Origin of the sequence: Sphingobacterium populi (assembly GCF_001586775.1) — a bacterium.
Taxonomy (GTDB): Bacteria; Bacteroidota; Bacteroidia; order Sphingobacteriales; family Sphingobacteriaceae; genus Sphingobacterium; species Sphingobacterium populi.
On record NZ_LQXS01000002.1, the window covers coordinates 437,523 to 455,106 of the forward strand.

Consider the following 17,584-nt stretch of genomic DNA (forward strand, 5'->3'; position numbering starts at 1 on the left):
TAGCTTAAGGGATTGCGCAAAATAACTCGATAGCGCATTTCGAACTCAAACTAATTTTTTGCAGATTTGTTTAACGATCAAAACGAAATAACTATGAATATGAAATATACAGTCGTAGGGATATGTGCCTTGTTTGGTGCTATTGTAGGTTGTCAATCTCCGCAGAAGCAGGAGAAAGGCACTTCAGATGCGGATAGCAATCAGCAAGTGTTAGAAAGTAGGCCATTCGTCAATGATGAAAACGCCGCTAAGTTTAAGTTTTTTCTGAATATTGTCGATACCGAAGAGACGGATTCGACGATGATTTACACGACTAAATCTTTGTTTAAGGAAGATACAGTCGGACTGAAGATCGAAGTGTTAAAGCAAATTGCTGCGGGCGTAACCGCTACAGGTGAGCCAGATCAAGATAATGGTTTTGTACCGGGAGCGATCCGATTCTCTTCTTTAGGAGCCAGCTCCGATCATTTTGTGCAGGCTTTGCAAGATCTGTTTGACCTCAAAGATACCGGAAAGATGACTGCTAGTACGATCGCACCACTAGTGTTTTCGTCCAATAACGAAGCCATAGATTTGGACAAAAATAAGCAGGCAACGTACAGTTTTAAACTTTTCTTAGAAAACGATATGGGGGCCGAAGCAGAAGTTTTTGCCGTGTTGGATACTTACCGCAAGTCGTTTGAGATATCCGAAAAAGATAATTCCTATCGCGCGCAGTTGATAGCCGCTTTTGCTGCTAACTAATATCATTTGTGTATCTCTGGCATCGCTATAAGATGAAATTAATGTATGTGCGATTTAGCCTGATCTTGACGTTGATAGTATTTTCTATCAGCTTGATGCAGGCTCAGGTACATTCGGTAGAAAACCGACAAGTTCTCGGAAAAGTCAAACATCCTTCTTTACAGGAATTATCGGGCATTGTGCCATCGGTGGCTAATCCAAACTGTTTTTGGGTGCACAACGATAGTGGGGATGATGCACATATATATTTGATTGATTCGGCTGCGAATCTCTTATGTACCTATATTTTGGAAGGTATAACTGCGAAAGATTTTGAAGAAATTGGATGGATGATGCGCGATGGAAAATATCATTTAATAGTGGGTGATATCGGCGATAATCGGAGCAAACGCAAGCACGTTGCATTTCATGTATTTGTCGAGCCTATTTGGCAAAAAGGCGAAAAGCAGGCAACTGTTACGCATCTCGATTCCTACCAGGTTGTGTATCCCGATGGACCGCGCGATGCAGAGGCCTTTTTTGTAGATCCGCTAACGGATCAATTGATACTCATTTCCAAAAGAGATTTTCATGTGCACGTGTATAGCGCTGATTTTTTGCAAAAGCACTCCACATATGATGCCGCCACGAGCAAACCGTATCTTCTAAAAAAAGAAATAGAGTTACCGTTATTTTTTGTCACGGCGGCAGATATATCTAGCAACGGGCAAGATATATTGATTAAAAACCTTACCAGCATCTATCATTGGAAGCGTAAGCCCGCGCAATCGGTAGTAGCGGCTTTGCGCACATCGTTTAATGAAATTCCTTACGCACCAGAACCTCAGGGAGAAGGTATTGCGTTTGATCGCGATGGACGAAGTTTTTATACAATTAGTGAACGACCATTGGGTTTGGATTCGTACCTTTATCGGTATCAATTCGATAACTAATGAAGCTACCCTATATTCTATTGTGCTTTCTGCTATGTTGCCAGCAACTAGTAGGTGCGCAAGTCGATACCGTTGAGGTGTTTAGTAATAGCATGCAGAAAAACATTAAAACAGTCGTCGTGCAGCCAACAAATACGACTGAAAGTTCATTGCCAACTCTTTACTTATTACATGGTTACAGCGGCAAATACAGCGATTATATTCAGCGTGTTGCGCAGCTTCAGGAGTTGGTAGATCGCTATCAAATTTTAGTCGTATGCCCTGATGGCGGATATGGTTCATGGTATTGGGATGTGGATGGTGATCAAAATTTTCAGTATGAAACATTCGTCTCCAACGAATTAGTAGATTATATCTCCGCAAACTTTCCAGCTAGCTCAGAAGCACGCTATCGTGCCATCACAGGATTTAGTATGGGCGGACATGGTGCGCTTTATCTCGCGCTACGGCACCAAGATGTTTACGGAGCGGTCGCGAGCATCGCTGGTGGTGTTGATATTCGTCCATTTCCTAATAACTGGGATATGGCCAAGCGCTTAGGTTCTTATGCGCAAAATGCTTCAACTTGGGAATCGCACACCGTGATGGAAATGCTGCATCTGGTAGGTAGCAATCCATTGCCTATATACATCGACTGTGGTCGTGATGATTTTTTTCATGAAGTAAATTTACGATTGCATAATCGCATGACTTATCTTAATATACCACACCATTATCAGAGTATGCCTGGCAAACATGATTGGGCTTATGTCTCCAAATCACTTGATTTTCAATTTGCTTTTTTTCACCAATTTTTCGGTGGTTCTAAAAAACAAGATTCACACAACTAACTACTCGTGATGCTTAGGATATTCTTTGCACTATATACGTTATTGCTTTTTACGGCAGTTGCTCAAGCACAAAATCGGGTTACCTTAAGTGGTTTCGTAAAGAATGCGGAATCTGGCGAAACCATGATTGGTGCGATGATACGATTTCCAGACTTAGATATTTCGGCAAGTACCAATAGCTATGGTTTTTTTCCATACAAGTACCTGTTGGCACCCACCGTGTAGAAGTATCTTATGTGGGATATAGTACGTTATCCAGTACGGTGGAGCTGAATAAAAATGTGCAACGTAGTTTCGAAATTAGTAATGCGGAAAAAGAAATCGAGGAAATAGTTGTATCTGCATCTTCTAGACCCAACCAAGTTAGGAGTCCGCAGATGGGCGCCGTAAAGATTACCACAGAGGAGATTAAGAAAGTTCCAGTAATTTTTGGAGAACCAGATATTCTCAAAACAATTCAATTATTGCCAGGTGTGGCTACCGGCAATGAAGGTTCATCCAACTTTTTCGTGCGTGGTGGTGGTGGAGATCAAAATCTTATTTTGTTGGATGAGGCTATTGTGTACAACGCGTCTCACTTATTAGGCTTCTTTTCAACCTTTAATTCGGATGCGATCAAAGATGTCAATTTGTTTAAAGGCGGTATTCCAGCACAATATGGTGGACGTATCTCTTCTGTATTGGACATCAATATGTTAGATGGAAATAAAAAAGAATTTGGTGTCGAGGGTGGGGTCGGATTAATCGCCTCGCGATTGAAAATTGATGGTCCAATTGTCAAAGACAAAAGCTCATTCATGGTCAGTGGTCGCCGTACTTACGCTGATTTATTCTTAAAACTGTCTAACGACGAGAATATAAACCAAAGCAAGCTCTACTTTTACGATCTCAATGCAAAGATGAACTATAAGATCAATGATCGTAATACGCTTTATTTATCTGGTTATTTCGGTAAAGATGATTTGGGATATTCTGATCGCTTTAGTTTTGACTGGGGAAATGCGACAGCTACCTTGCGTTGGAATAGTATATTAAATGAAAAACTGTTTAGTAATACCTCATTGATTTACAGTGATTTTACATACAATGTACGTGTAAATAGTAACGACAATGATTTTGGTATTGCATCACAAATAAAAAATTGGAACCTTAAACAAGATTTTACCTACTATGGTCTGAATCGGCATTCTATCCGATTTGGTGTGAATGTTTTGAACCAAAAGATTAGTCCAGCCAGTCTCAATGCAGCGGATAATAGTACAGTTAACTCTATCTCGGTAGATACACGCCAAGGATACGAATCGGCGATCTATGCTTCAGACGAATGGAAAGTATCTGATCGCTTCTCAATGATCTATGGTTTGCGTCTTACCAACTTCACGGTTATGGGACCGGGTACATTTTACGAATTCGATAGCGATGGCGAAGCGATTGGTGAAAAGCAGTACGGACGCGAAGTGGTAAAAAATTATCTTAATCTAGAGCCACGGCTCTCGATGAGTTATCAATTAAATCGTAATAATAGTATCAAAGCGTCCTATAATCGGATTGTACAACACTTGCATCAATTGACCAATACCACGTCGAGCTTACCCACAGATCAATATGTTATTAGCAGCATGAATATTAAACCGCAAATAGCCGATCAAGTATCTTTGGGCTATTTTCAGAATTTTGCGAATAATGGGTACGAGTTCTCTACCGAAATCTATTATAAGGATATGCAAAATCAGATCGATTTTAGGAATGGGGCTGATTTGCAGGCTAACAATCAGTTGGAAGGCGACTTGCTTTTTGGAAAAGGTAGAGCATATGGTATTGAATGGCTTTTGCGGAAAAATCGCGGTAAACTCAACGGATGGATAAGTTATACACTAGCCAAGAGTGAACGCCAATTTGACCAAATAAATGGTGGAGAATGGTTCAATGCACGACAAGATCGTACGCATGATATCTCAATTGTCGCGATGTATGAATTGTCAAAAAGATGGACTGCCGGTGCAACATTTGTGTACAACACGGGTAATGCCATTACATTTCCTTCCGGCAAATACCAGTTAGACGGAAGCACAAGGTTTTATTACACAGAACGAAATGGCTATCGCATGCCAGACTATCACCGTTTAGATCTTTCAGTAGTTTACGAACCTACACCAGAGAAAAAACGCTTTCGTTCGAGCTGGGCTTTTGGCGTCTACAATGCTTACAACCGACGCAATGCGTACATCATCGACTTCCGCGAGAATGAGGTGAATCCGAATATCACAGAAGCATATAGGATTGCATTATTTGGCGCCATTCCGTCGGTTACTTGGAATTTTAAGTTTTAGCAAAATGAAAAGATTTTATAGCTCCTTTTTACTTCTTCTTTTTTGTCATTTGCTATCATCATGTGAGGAAGTGATTGACATAAACTTGAATGATGCCGACCAACGCGTCGTAATCGAGGCCGATTTGAACAATCTTCCAAGTGCGCAGGTAATTTACGTGACCCGAACAGTACCTTTTAATGATGCTAGGCCACATGAAGTGGTGACTGATGCAGTTGTGGAGGTAACCGGACCGCGAAATAATACTTCTAATTTTATCTATTCGCCCGAACACCAAGGTTATGTAAGTCGGAGTTTCAGCGCTCGAGAAAATAGTACTTACACGCTTCGCGTAATTGTTGATGAGAAGGTATATGAATCTACCGAAAGTATGCCAGCACAGGTGCCAGTAGATTCAGTAGGCATGCTTCGAGAAAATATATTTAACGACACCTATTATTTCGCCACATTTCGCTTTCAGGATCCAGCAGGAGTACCCAACTACTATAAGTACAATGTTTCTGTAGATGGCAGACCTTTTAAATTTTTTAGCGTGTTTAGTGATAAGTTCAATGATGGATTGTATGTCACGCATCAAGTGGGAAGTGTCGATAATGATATAGATATCAACTCCAAAGTCGTTGTTCGGCGCCAATCTGTAAGTGCTGCGGTTTTTAGATATTGGGATGAACTCCAATCGACAAATCCTGGATCTGCTGCTCCGGCAAATCCTACGTCCAATATTTCAAATGGTGCATTGGGCTATTTTGGGGTGAGTAGCGCCATGATATATGAGTTCGATTTCTCTACATATCAGGAAATAAGTATCCAAGATACCTTACAATAAAGCAAATTCGTATCCTTTTTTTCGGAGGCGCTCAATCATTCGCGGGAGTGCATATTGAACATTGGTGAAAGATTTTACATTATCATGGAATACAATAATACTTCCATTTTTAGTGTATTTTACTGCATTTTTTAGACATTGCTCCGGCGATATTCTCGCATCATAATCACCTGTCAGTACATCCCACATGATGATTTCGTAGTGCTCCTTCAATACCTTCAATTGTGATTTTTTGGCACGGCCATATGGCGGACGGAAAAGTGTAGTGTGCAGTAATCTCTGGCAATTTTCGACATTAGCTAAGTAGGTTTCTAGCGCAGTATCCCATCCTTTGAGGTGGTTCATGGTGTGGTTGCCCACTGCATGCCCTTCACGTAGTAAGCGCTGGAGAATAGCCGGATTTTTTTGCACATTCTCACCTACACAGAAAAAAGTGGCTTTTACATTTAGATCATTTAATACATCCAAAATCCATGGCGTGACCTCAGGTATAGGGCCATCATCAAATGTGAGATAAATTTTCTTTTCTCTCCGGGATTTATTCCATGTCGCTTCGGGATAAAAACTACGTAGTAGAAATGGCGCTTTGACGATGTGCATGTATTGTGTACGTTAAAATTTTATCCCAAATTTAAGGATATAAATCGCCAATCAAGGAATTGTTGATCACCTAATTCTAGATAAGAATGAAACGTTTGCAGGAGTTTTTCAATCTTACGTACAAAGAACGCAACGGCTTTCTTGTATTTACAATTTTTATTGTAGTGCTGATGCTGTTGCCAAGTGTGTGGTCGTATATTCGCAAACCATACCCTGTATCTACATATGCTATACAAGTATTTCCGGAAAGCGAAGCGAAGCATTATACCACGCGTGATAGCCAAGCGAAGGTAAAAAAAGCTATTCATCTGCGACCATTTAATCCAAATCGTTTGCCCTCAGAGGAATGGGCAAAATTTGGTTTAACGGAAAAACAGATTGCTGTCATTCATCGTTACGAAGATAGAGGAGGCGTGTTCGTCAGGAAAGAAGACGTGCGTAAGCTGTATGTCATTGATGAAGCTTTGTATCGGCAATTAGCACCATTTATTCGTATTCCGACCAAAGAAAATACAAGTAGTAGTAACAAGATTGACAATGTATCAGGCACACCATCCTGGCGAGTGGATACCAAAACGCAGCAAGATAAAAAGGCAATCCGAATCGATGTTAATGTTGCTGATACGACAGATTGGAAAACGCTCCGGGGTATTGGTAGTGTTTATGCGACGCGAATAGTGAGGTATCGAGAATTGTTAGGTGGTTTTTATCAAATAGGACAGCTTCGCGAAGTTTATGGATTACCCGAAGAGCGTTTGGAAGAGTGGCTACCACAGCTTTATCTCGAATCGCCGATATTTCGCAGACTTCGAGTCAATCATCTCAATGCGCATGATCTACAAAAACATCCATACATCACTAAAGGCCAAGCTACGCATATCGTCAACTACAGAAAGCAGCACGGTCCATTTCAGTCGATTGACGATATGCGAAAAATAGTAACGCTGGATACAGATTTTTTTGTTAAAATTGAATCCTATTTAGATTTTCAATAATACATGCTTGAACAAAAATTAAAATCACTAGTACGTGATGTCCCGAACTTCCCACAACCGGGAATAGTATTCAAAGATATAACACCAATTTTGCAGCATGCAGATGTTTGTAGTGAGGTCGTTACTGAATTTGCCAACCAATTGGAGAATATTGAATTCGATGTTATTGCAGGTATAGAAAGCCGTGGTTTTTTATTTGGTCTGATGCTCGCCAATCACTTGAATAAACCGTTTGTGCCTATTCGTAAGCAAGGAAAACTCCCGCACAAAACCGTGTCTGAATCTTATAAGCTGGAATACGGACAAGCAACCATCGAAATCCATGAAGATGCAATCGCGCCAGGTACGCGTGTACTGATACATGACGATCTTTTAGCTACGGGTGGTACAGTAGTGGCCGCGTCTAAACTGGTGGAAAAAGTGGGAGGGCAGGTTACTGGTTTCTGCTTTTTAATAAATTTAGCTTTCCTTCAAGCCAGCGGACGGCTGGATCGTTTTAGTAAAAATGTGGTTTCGCTGCTGTCGTACCATTCATAAAAAAAATCTCTATACGCTGTTAAGGCGTATAGAGAAATCTTATAAAAGCGTTATCGATCATTAATTCGTGTCGAATTTACCGACAATTTGATATTGAGTAGTACCCAACAATAAAATATGTTGTTCCTTAAACAGCGTATAACCTTTACCTCTCAGGTAGGATAGTTGCTCTCGATTCTGGTACAGGAAATTGTCTTCATTCTTCATAGCAGTGATAGTGGTCACTTGATGGGATTCATCGAACAAGATGGACAAGGATTGAATATCTACATCATCCGATTTTGCGGTATAAAGAATCTGCCTTTCCGTACTATCCACTTCGTACATGCCCGCGTAAGTAGCTTTCGTTAGATCAATCGCGAGAAATGCGCCTAATTCGGCCTCCCAGTTTTTAATATGAACAGTCTTCGTCTCTTCATCCGCGTCTTTACCTACCGTTTTCTGAACGGTAGGATTATGCTGTCGCAAGCTATCTACTTCTTTTTTGAAGAAAGCTTGTACAGGATAATAGTTGGACGTATTTGCATCAGTTGCTGCGTCATGCGGTTTACTGCAGCTCACTGCTACTGCTAGTAAGCTGCAGATAATAATCATGTTTGCAGAATGAGCCAATTTAGTTTTATACCAATACATTGCCAGTCATTTCCTCCGGAATAGGTAAATCCATCAAGCGTAGAATCGTTGGCGCTACATCTCCTAACTTACCATCATTGATCGTTTTGTAATATTGGTCGATCAAAATGCAGGGTACTAAATTAGTCGTATGTGCTGTATTTACCGAACCATCTGCATTAAGCATAAACTCCGAGTTGCCATGATCTGCAAGTATAATAAAGGAATAACCTTTCGATAGCCCTTTTTCGACTACTTGTTTAGTACAATTGTCCACCGTTTCTACTGCTTTCACCACTGCTTCAAATACACCAGTATGGCCAACCATATCTGGGTTTGCGAAGTTCAGGCAGATGAAGTCTGGATGGTTATCGTCCATTTCTTGCGTGATCGCATCGACTATTCCTTGCGCGCTCATCTCTGGCTGCAAATCGTATGTGGCAACCTTCGGAGAAGGCACAAGCAAACGGCTTTCATTTGGAAATGCATCTTCCTGACCGCCGGAGAAAAAGAAAGTAACATGCGGATATTTCTCTGTTTCGGCGATGCGAACCTGTGTTTTTCCTTCGCCGGCTAAGATCTGACCCAAGGTATTCGTCAGATTGTCTTTTCTAAAAACAACTTCAATGCCTTTAAAAGTATCGTCGTACGAGGTAAGCGTTACATAATGCAATGGCAATGGTTTCATATCGTACTCTACGAATTCTTCTTGCGTTAATGCAATCGTAATTTCACGACCTCGATCGGTACGGAAATTAAAGCAAATAACAATATCGCCAGGCTGGATAGTAGTCACTGGTTTGCCGTCGGCGCCTGCAACCGCTAAAGGCTCTATAAACTCGTCGGTAATGCCTTCCGCGTATGACGCTTTTATGGAAGCCACAAGATCAGTCGTTAGCGTCGCTGTGCCATGAACTAATAAATCGTATGTTTTTTTGACGCGCTCCCAGCGATTATCTCTATCCATTGCGTAGTATCTACCGATTGCAGAGGCTAGCGTCCCTACTGAATTCGTCAGATGCTGTTGCAAATCTGTCAAATATCCCACTGCACCATTAGGATCGGTATCGCGCCCATCCGTGAATGCGTGAATAAATACGTTTTCATTGGTAAGGCCGGCGTGTTTCGCAGCATCGCACAAGCCTTTGAGATGTTCGATATGTGCATGCACACCTCCATCGGAAACAAGGCCAATAAAATGTACATTTTTATGATTAGCTTTCGCAGTTTCAAATGCTTTCTGGATCACTGGGTCACTGTTGAATTCTTTTTCGCGAACCGCCTTATTAATTCTTCCCAATTCTTGATAAACAACACGGCCTGCGCCAAGGTTCATATGGCCCACTTCAGAGTTGCCCATTTGCCCGTGCGGCAAACCGACAGCTTCTCCAGAAGCTTCTAATTTGGAATGCGGATATGTTGCAAACAGTTGGTCTAAGAAAGGCGTTTTGGAAGCCAAAACTGCGTTGGATTCATCATTCTTACCGTAGCCTAATCCATCTAAGATTAAAAGTGCTACCTTTTTCGTGTTTAAGCTCATTAGGACAAATATACTTGTTATGATAACAAAACCGATCAATCAACTGTAAATAGTACCTGCAAATGTGGTTGGCACAAAAGTTGATAGGTGTGTGAACATACGTTTTATCTATCTACCATATTGTTTAAATTTTTTTCTGAGGGATTTCAAGTTCAATGACGTTACTTACACCTTTATTTACGTTGCCTATAGCGCTAATTATCTCCCTTAATATACTTGGCCAAGCGGAACGAGAAATTTATGTAGGTCTTAAAGAGGGGGATTCTAAGAAAATTGCGCCTTACTTCACCGATAACGTATCTATCACACTACGCAAAGAGACTGGTTATTATTCCAAATTTCAGTCTGAAATGATTTTGAAGGATTTTTTGAGAAACTATCGCGCGATAGAGGTAAAACAGGTGCCTGTTAAAAATGATAAGCAGAATTATCGCATTTACGAATTTGTAACCGCTTCTAACACTTTTCGAGTTTTTGTACAGTTTGATATGGTGAAGGAAAAGGTCCAAATAAGTGAATTACGCATCGAATAGAGCAATATTTTTTTGTGCATTACTTTCGATTCAGCCAAATTTTTTCCATATTCGCTTAAATTATCAAGGTCATATGGATAGGAATTTTCGGGAACGGCTGCATCAATTTGTGGCGTTGGCGATGAAGGAGGATGTTGGTGAAGGAGATCATACGACACTTTCCACTGTTTCTGTAAGTCAATCCGGCGAGGCTAAATTGTTGGTGAAAGAGGCGGGCGTACTCGCAGGTGTTGAGGTTGGACTCGAAATAATACAGCAAATAGATCCAGCTATGCAAATCGAACAGCTTTGCAATGACGGAGATCTGGTATCGGTTGGCGATATCGTGCTCTACATGCGAGGCAAGATCCATTCTATTCTGAAAATTGAAAGGTTGCTATTGAATGTGATGCAGCGTATGTCGGGTATTGCTACACGAACTCGAGAATATGTTGAGCTGTTGCGAGGTACTGCGACCCAGGTTTTAGATACTCGCAAGACTACTCCTGGCATTCGTTTTTTGGAAAAGGAAGCTGTGCGAATTGGAGGAGGTGCAAATCATCGTTTTGGATTGTACGATATGATCCTTATTAAGGATAATCATGTAGATTACGCAGGTGGAATTGCTGCTGCACTTGATAGCGCTTTTGCGTATCGCACTGCGAAAGGACTTTCTATCCCGATAGAAATCGAAGTACGAAATGAGCAGGAGTTGAAAGAGGTTCTTAATTCATCTGAAAGAGTTGACCGCGTGATGTTGGATAATTTTACCCCGGAAGATACTCGCAAAGCCGTTGACATGATAGCGGGAAGGTTAATTACAGAGTCATCGGGTGGAATTACATTTGACACCATACGATCTTATGCGCTGGCTGGTGTAGATTTTGTATCTGTTGGTGCGCTAACACATTCTGTCAAGAGTTTGGACTTAAGTCTAAAAGCCAAATTAATTTAATACATTTATTAGCATGATTTCCCTTTATTTGTCAGGCATCGTCATTTTGGCTTATCTCTTTGGTTCTATACCGACAGCGGTTTGGTTTGGGCGTGCGTTTTATGGGGTAGATGTGCGCGAGTATGGAAGTGGAAATGCTGGAGCGACCAACACCTTTCGAGTATTAGGTGGTAAGGCAGGATCTGTCGTCATGTTGGTAGATATTTTGAAAGGTTGGACCGCTACTAATCTTCCCTATTTATTAGATTCGTCGGTCATCGGAAATGCGAATGCTGCTACATTTGTCAATTTTCAACTTGCTTTGGGCGTCATTGCAGTCATTGGGCACTTATTTCCGATATTCGCCGGTTTCAGAGGAGGTAAAGGGGTTGCTACCCTGTGTGGGATGGTACTTGCGATCCATTTATACGCTGCACTTTTGTGTGTGAGCGTTTTTATCGTGATTTTAGCCCTAACTAATTATGTTTCGTTGGGATCCATTATGGCTGGCTTTACTTTTCCTTTAAGCATTGCATTTATATTTAAAACTAGCGTTCCGTCGATATTACTATACGGAATCGCAATTTGTGCACTTATTTTAGTGACACATCAAAAGAATATCGAGCGTCTCTTAAAAGGCCATGAATCGAAAATATATCTTTTCCGGAAAAGGTCTGGATGATTTTAGGCATAGCATTTGTGTTTACATAGCGTACTACAGATACCAGTAATTGTCAAACACATTTTTATAGTATTATGAAGAAATTTTTAAAGTATATACCATTAGCGTTAATCTTTGCCGTAGTAGTTGGTTGTGCCACATCGGCCATTACTGGACGCAGATATCTTCGATTAGTCGACTCGGAGACCATTAACCAGCAAGCTTCAGTGGCTTACAAAGAATTCTTGGGGACTAATAGTTCAAAAGTAGTAACCGGTACAGCGCAGGCAACAATGGTGAAAAATGTAGGTAATCGCATTGCGACAGCTACACAGCAGTTTTTGACCGAACGCGGTATAGCTGATAAATTTAATTTTAATTGGGAATTTAATTTAGTAGAAAGTCCAGATGTAAATGCTTGGTGTATGCCCGGTGGTAAGGTCGCTGTTTACACAGGGATTCTTCCGATAACTGCAACTGAAGCAGGTTTGGCTACTGTGATGGGGCATGAGATCGCACATGCGATTGAAGAGCATTCGGTGGCACAAATATCGAATCAGATGGCACTGCAATTGGGCGGTGCTGTGATTGGCGGCGCAGCGCAATTAAGTAGAAACAAAAGTATCGGGATTTTTAACCAAGTTTATGGTATCGGTGGTAACATTGGTATGTTGAGCTTCTCCAGACAAGATGAGTTAGCAGCAGATCGTGCCGGCATCATTATTATGGCATTGGCAGGTTATGATCCAAACGAAGCAGTACAGTTTTGGAGTAGAATGGCGAATGCAAAATCGGGACAATCGCAGCCAGAATTTTTAAGTACTCACCCTAGCGATGCCAGACGTATCAGCCAATTGGAATCGCTACTTCCAGAAGCTATGAAATACTATAGAAAATAAACTTTCGATAAAAAGATAGATTAAAGGAAGATCCGTGAAGGTTCTTCCTTTTTTTTTGTAACAAAATATGGCCAATAGCTACTAATATTAAAAAACTAACAACATGGAATTGCGAATTAATAGCCTAACTAAAACTTATGATAATGGCGTGAAGGCGCTAGATGGCATCGATTTGGCGATACAGCCGGGCATGTTTGGATTGCTTGGCCCTAATGGTGCTGGCAAGTCGACCTTGATGCGTACTATCGCTACTTTGCAGCGGCCGGATGAAGGTACGATTACATTTGGTGATATTGATGTGCTCAAAAATCCAATGCAATTGCGGCAAGTGCTTGGTTATCTTCCGCAAGAGTTTGGGGTTTACCCGAATATGTCGGCAGAAGATCTGTTAAATTATTTTGCGCATCTCAAAGGTATTTATAGTCGTGCAGATCGTAAGAAAATTGTACACGAAGTGCTGGAAATTACCAATCTATCTCAAGTGAAATCCAAAAGCGTTAGCGGATATTCTGGCGGTATGAAACAGCGCTTCGGCATAGCCCAACTATTGCTGAATAATCCTAAACTCATTATTGTGGATGAGCCAACTGCGGGCTTGGATCCGGCAGAGCGGCAACGCTTTCTCAATGTGTTACGCGAGATTAGTACCAACCATACCGTTATCTTTTCGACGCACATCGTGGACGATGTACGTGAATTGTGCCACGAATTGGCGATCGTAAATGGCGGGAAAGTACTTTACCGCGGTAGTTCGCAAGCAGGAGAAGATGCGCTTCAAGGTAAGGTATGGACCACCAATATAGCGCGAGAAACTTTTGAAACGATCAATAATCAATATCATGTGCTTTCGTCCAGTTATAATCGAGATAACTCGCTGAATATTCGTGTATTCGCAGAGCAAAGCCCGGGTGAACAGTTTGTAGCAACTCCACCTATTTTAGAAGATGTTTATTTTGTTTCACTCAAGAGAGATAGCGCTCATGTTTAGTACGATATTTACTTTTGAAATCAAACGTTGGCTACACAATCCCGTTTTTTATGTGTATTTCGCGTTGTTTTTCGTCATCTCGGTGTTCACTACGATGTCATCGTTGGGCGCATTTGATGCAGTGACTGTTACTACGTCCAGTCCGACCTTTATCAATTCGCCGATCAATATTGTAGGCTTTCTCAATGCTTTCTCTACTTTAGTTTATTTCCTATTACCAACGATTATAGGCGCTTCGGTATTTCGCGATTATCAATATCAGGTACATCAGGTACTGTTTTCTTATCCCTTGACAAAACCAGCGTATCTTTCTGCCAAATTTCTAAGTAGTTTGCTCATTACCTTACTGATTCCCATGGCTTGTATACTGGGTTTTTTGGTTGGGCAGTATATGCCGAATGTAAATAAAGATTTGATAGGGCCTAATCATGTGATGGCGTATTTTCAGGCCTTTGTTGTCTTGATTGTTCCTAATATGGTGCTGTTTGGCTTGATCGTATTTGCGGTGGTCAACTATTCGCGCAACATTTATGTCGGTTTCATCTTTGTGTTATTGTTACTTGTGCTGCAGACGGCGCTGGATACCATGACGCGTAATATGGATAATCTCTATACCGTCGCTTTATTGGATCCATTTGGCTTCAATCCGATCACGTACTATTCTAAATATTGGAGTGTGGAGGAACAAAATATCCGATTTTTACCACTTTCGGGCGTGCTATTGTATAACAGATTGATTTGGGGCGCGGTAGCCGCGATTATCGGGACGGTGATCTATCGGTCGTTCGATTTTTCGTACTTGGGGCATCAGCTTACAACTAAGCGCCAAGCTGGCACGCGACTGGTAAAGGAAAATTTTGGTAGTGTGATGAAGATCGATTTGCCAACAGTACGGCTCTTTTACGATTTCTGGAGTCGCTTAGTAGTAGCCTTTCGTTTGTCATTTTATGACTTGAAGGCGATCGTGCGCAACTGGACTTTTATCGTCATCATGGTTGTCGCTGTGCTAATGGTGCTAATCGTTAGCGAGTCTGTCGGTAGTATTATGGGAACCGAAACTTATCCGCTAACCTGGAAATTACTTTCTACTATTGGATCGGTATATAGTTTTTTCATTGTTATTTTGATTTTCCTGTTCGCTGGAATCTTGGTGCAGCGCGCACGCATGTCAAAAATGGATCTCTTGATGGATTCTACTGCGATCCCAAATTGGGTACTTTTTCTGTCCAAAGCCTTGGCATTAGTGCAGATGACGATGTTGATTCTACTTACTAGCATGCTTACCGGTATTGGGTATCAAATGTATCATGGTTTCTTTCACTTTGAGATCGGCCATTATTTGATGGAGCTTTATGTATTAGATTTGCCCAAATACTTGGTGTATATTCTTTTTGCCTTGTTTGTACATACTTTCTTTAAGAATTACTTTGTTGGCTTTATCGTTTGTCTGATCGTATTTATCGGATTGCCATTTCTTTCTAAAGTAGGAATTGAACAGATCATATTCAAATTCAATATGGCTCCTAGTTACGACTATTCGGATATGAATGGCTATGGAAGTTTGCGTGGTTACTTCTACTACAGATTATATTGGTTTCTTTTTGGTATTGTATTGTCGGGTATTGCATTGCTATTTTGGCGTCGCGGATTGGTGGATAATCTTAGAGCCCGATTCAGTACATTGCGGCAGCGCGCAACAGCTAGCTTGCTTATACCTACCTCATTGGCTGCTATCGCATTTGTAAGCCTAGGATATGCGATTTATTATCATAATAATATTGCAGAACCGTATGTGTCTGAGCAAGATAAAGAAAAGATCAGGGTGGAAATGGAAAAAGCATACAGCCACTATGGCGATAAGCCATCACCACGGCTGATTGATGTGAAACTTGATATGGATATCTTTCCCGAACAGCGGGACTATACAGCTTCGATACGTATGCGTTATGTCAATAAAACGAATGAGCCTATCGATACGCTGTTTATGTCGCATAGTGACAATATAACGGCAGAGCAATTTTCTATTGAGAATAGTACCATAGTGGATGATACCGTGGCCAACATTAGGATATATGCGCTGGCAAGGACATTGCAACCGCTAGATACCATGGAAATGGAATTTTCTTTTGCTAATGAGCCCAACACGTTCCTCAAAGATAAATCGCCGATTTTGGCTAATGGTTCATTTTTGAATAGCAGCATGTTTCCGACATTTGCATATGATGCAAGAGCGGAACTGACTGATAACAAGGTGAGAGCCAAGTACGGACTTCCTCCAAAAGATCGGATGCCTGACCCGACAGATTCAGCCGCTTTGGGCAATAACTATATCTCACACGATGCGGATTGGATCGATTTTGAAGCGACCGTAAGTACGTCGGGCGATCAAATTGCCATAGCACCAGGATATTTGCAAAAGGAATGGATCAGCAAAGATGGAAGACGGTATTTCCATTATCAGATGGATAATAAAATGCTTAACTTTTATTCGATAATCTCCGGTCGTTTTGAGGTCATGCGTGATTCGCTGAATGATGTGAATTTGGAGATTTATTATCATCGGGATCATACCTACAATCTCGAGCGCATGATGGCTTCGCTAAAGAAGTCGTTGGCTTATTACGAATCGAACTTTAGTCCCTATCAATTTACACAGTTACGCGTTGTTGAGTTTCCAAAAACGCACGGCACATTTGCGCAGGCATTTGCTAACACGGTGCCTTTTTCAGAAGCCATAGGATTTATTGCCAAAGTGGACGAGGACAATCCTAATGGAATCGATTACCCGTACAGTGTGATAGCGCACGAATTTGCGCATCAGTGGTGGGCGCACCAAGTAATTGGTGCTGGCGTGAAAGGTGCTACAATGATGTCCGAATCGCTGGCAGAATATAGCTCGCTAAAAGTGCTAGAACATACCTATGGCCATCATCAGATGCGGCGCTTTTTGAAAGAAGCATTGGATAGTTATCTCCGTGGCCGCTCTAGCGAACAGTTGGGAGAGAATCCGTTGATGTATAACGAGAATCAATCTTACATTCATTATAATAAGGGTTCTTTGGCGATGTATGCACTCAGTGACCTGATGGGCGAGCAAGCATTCAATGCGCTGTTGAGCGATTATATTGATGCAGTTGCGTTTCAGTATCCACCTTATACGACATCACTAGAGTTTGTGGATCTATTACATGAGCATGTGCCAGATTCGTTGCAGTACGCGGTAAAGGATATGTTTGAGACGATCACCTTGTATGATAACAAGTTGATCCAAGTAAATTCGGAAGCTCTGGCAAATGGTCAGTATGCGCTTGATGTACAATTTCAGGTATCTAAGTATCGGACAGATGCTAAAGGCAAAAAAAGTTTTGAAGATGCCGAAGGTACAGCATTAAAAAGCAAGGTCGGCAAAGCAGAGGTGCAATCACTCCCTTTGTCTGATTACGTGGATATAGCCGTATTTGGCGAGCCAAAAAAGAACGGAACGTATGAAATTGATAATCCAATTTATATGCAACGCGTGAAGATCAATCAGATTAATAATAAGCTGAAAATCATCGTAGATAGCAAGCCGGTAGAAGTTGGCGTAGATCCAAACAATAAATTGATAGATACCGATTCTAACGATAATCGGAAGAAGATATAGT

17 protein-coding genes are annotated in these 17,584 nt (G+C 41.3%); 14 read left to right on the forward strand and 3 right to left on the reverse strand.

All coding sequences use genetic code 11. From position 1 onward, the window contains the following. Positions 1–93: 93 nt before the first annotated feature. The 6 genes from A0125_RS06210 to A0125_RS06230 are packed head-to-tail and all read left to right on the forward strand — an operon-like array spanning position 94 to position 5,662. Positions 94–744 carry a hypothetical protein gene (locus tag A0125_RS06210; RefSeq protein ID WP_066753687.1) on the forward strand — a complete coding sequence of 217 codons (651 nt, stop codon included), beginning with the start codon at positions 94–96 and terminating at the stop codon, positions 742–744. A gap of 32 nt (positions 745–776) precedes the next feature. Beyond that, entirely contained in the window at positions 777–1,676 is a 900-nt protein-coding gene (locus tag A0125_RS06215; RefSeq protein WP_066753688.1) for a hypothetical protein, read from the forward strand. Next, positions 1,676–2,506: an alpha/beta hydrolase gene (locus A0125_RS06220; protein ID WP_066753689.1), complete on the forward strand. Its 831-nt coding sequence runs from the start codon at positions 1,676–1,678 to the stop codon at positions 2,504–2,506. Before A0125_RS06215 ends, A0125_RS06220 begins: the two co-directional genes overlap by 1 nt. Positions 2,507–2,515: 9 nt before the next feature. Next, positions 2,516–2,731: a peptidase associated/transthyretin-like domain-containing protein gene (locus A0125_RS16520; protein ID WP_317038802.1), complete on the forward strand. Its 216-nt coding sequence runs from the start codon at positions 2,516–2,518 to the stop codon at positions 2,729–2,731. An 11-nt stretch (positions 2,732–2,742) separates the two neighbouring features. After that, a complete protein-coding gene (locus tag A0125_RS06225; protein WP_317038803.1) occupies positions 2,743–4,836 on the forward strand; it encodes a TonB-dependent receptor plug domain-containing protein in 2,094 nt (697 codons plus the stop codon). A gap of 4 nt (positions 4,837–4,840) precedes the next feature. Then, positions 4,841–5,662 carry a DUF4249 domain-containing protein gene (locus A0125_RS06230; protein ID WP_082784925.1) on the forward strand — a complete coding sequence of 274 codons (822 nt, stop codon included), beginning with the start codon at positions 4,841–4,843 and terminating at the stop codon, positions 5,660–5,662. On the opposite strand, the gene A0125_RS06235 is transcribed toward A0125_RS06230, so the two are convergent. Then, positions 5,654–6,262: a polysaccharide deacetylase family protein gene (locus A0125_RS06235; protein WP_066753693.1), complete on the reverse strand. Its 609-nt coding sequence runs from the start codon at positions 6,260–6,262 to the stop codon at positions 5,654–5,656. The two genes, A0125_RS06230 and A0125_RS06235, sit on opposite strands and share 9 nt — an antisense overlap. 86 nt (positions 6,263–6,348) lie before the next feature. Between A0125_RS06235 and A0125_RS06240 the strand changes: the two genes are divergently transcribed. Together A0125_RS06240 and A0125_RS06245 are read left to right on the forward strand one after the other, a co-directional pair. Then, positions 6,349–7,257: a helix-hairpin-helix domain-containing protein gene (locus A0125_RS06240; RefSeq protein WP_066753695.1), complete on the forward strand. Its 909-nt coding sequence runs from the start codon at positions 6,349–6,351 to the stop codon at positions 7,255–7,257. A gap of 3 nt (positions 7,258–7,260) precedes the next feature. Then, on the forward strand, positions 7,261–7,794 hold the full coding sequence (locus A0125_RS06245; RefSeq protein WP_066753697.1) for an adenine phosphoribosyltransferase: 534 nt from the start codon (positions 7,261–7,263) through the stop codon (positions 7,792–7,794). A gap of 60 nt (positions 7,795–7,854) precedes the next feature. On the opposite strand, the gene A0125_RS06250 is transcribed toward A0125_RS06245, so the two are convergent. Beyond that, positions 7,855–8,388 carry a hypothetical protein gene (locus A0125_RS06250; protein ID WP_156472437.1) on the reverse strand — a complete coding sequence of 178 codons (534 nt, stop codon included), beginning with the start codon at positions 8,386–8,388 and terminating at the stop codon, positions 7,855–7,857. A gap of 25 nt (positions 8,389–8,413) precedes the next feature. Next, complete coding sequence (gpmI, locus tag A0125_RS06255; protein WP_066753701.1) at positions 8,414–9,946, reverse strand: 2,3-bisphosphoglycerate-independent phosphoglycerate mutase; 1,533 nt, start codon at positions 9,944–9,946, stop codon at positions 8,414–8,416. Between the two features lie 155 nt (positions 9,947–10,101). On the opposite strand from gpmI, the gene A0125_RS06260 reads away from it, so the two are divergent. The 6 genes from A0125_RS06260 (at position 10,102) to A0125_RS06285 (ending at position 17,583) form a co-directional block, all read left to right on the forward strand. Beyond that, a complete protein-coding gene (locus tag A0125_RS06260) occupies positions 10,102–10,479 on the forward strand; it encodes a DUF4783 domain-containing protein (RefSeq protein ID WP_066753703.1) in 378 nt (125 codons plus the stop codon). A gap of 73 nt (positions 10,480–10,552) precedes the next feature. Further along, positions 10,553–11,413 (forward strand): carboxylating nicotinate-nucleotide diphosphorylase, encoded by an 861-nt coding sequence (gene nadC, locus A0125_RS06265; protein WP_066753707.1) that lies wholly within the window; start codon positions 10,553–10,555, stop codon positions 11,411–11,413. A gap of 13 nt (positions 11,414–11,426) precedes the next feature. Further along, a complete protein-coding gene (gene plsY / locus A0125_RS06270) occupies positions 11,427–12,074 on the forward strand; it encodes a glycerol-3-phosphate 1-O-acyltransferase PlsY (RefSeq protein ID WP_066753711.1) in 648 nt (215 codons plus the stop codon). A gap of 74 nt (positions 12,075–12,148) precedes the next feature. After that, positions 12,149–12,952, forward strand: coding sequence for a M48 family metallopeptidase (locus A0125_RS06275; RefSeq protein ID WP_066753712.1), 804 nt, complete (start codon positions 12,149–12,151; stop codon positions 12,950–12,952). 103 nt (positions 12,953–13,055) lie between these two features. Beyond that, positions 13,056–13,940, forward strand: a complete 885-nt coding sequence (locus A0125_RS06280; RefSeq protein WP_066753714.1) for an ABC transporter ATP-binding protein — start codon at positions 13,056–13,058, stop codon at positions 13,938–13,940. Further along, the gene (locus tag A0125_RS06285; protein WP_066753716.1) at positions 13,933–17,583 is read left to right on the forward strand and encodes an ABC transporter permease/M1 family aminopeptidase; all 3,651 of its coding nucleotides are present in this window, start codon (positions 13,933–13,935) and stop codon (positions 17,581–17,583) included. The genes A0125_RS06280 and A0125_RS06285 overlap by 8 nt, the downstream gene beginning before the upstream one ends. Position 17,584: the final 1 nt, after the last annotated feature.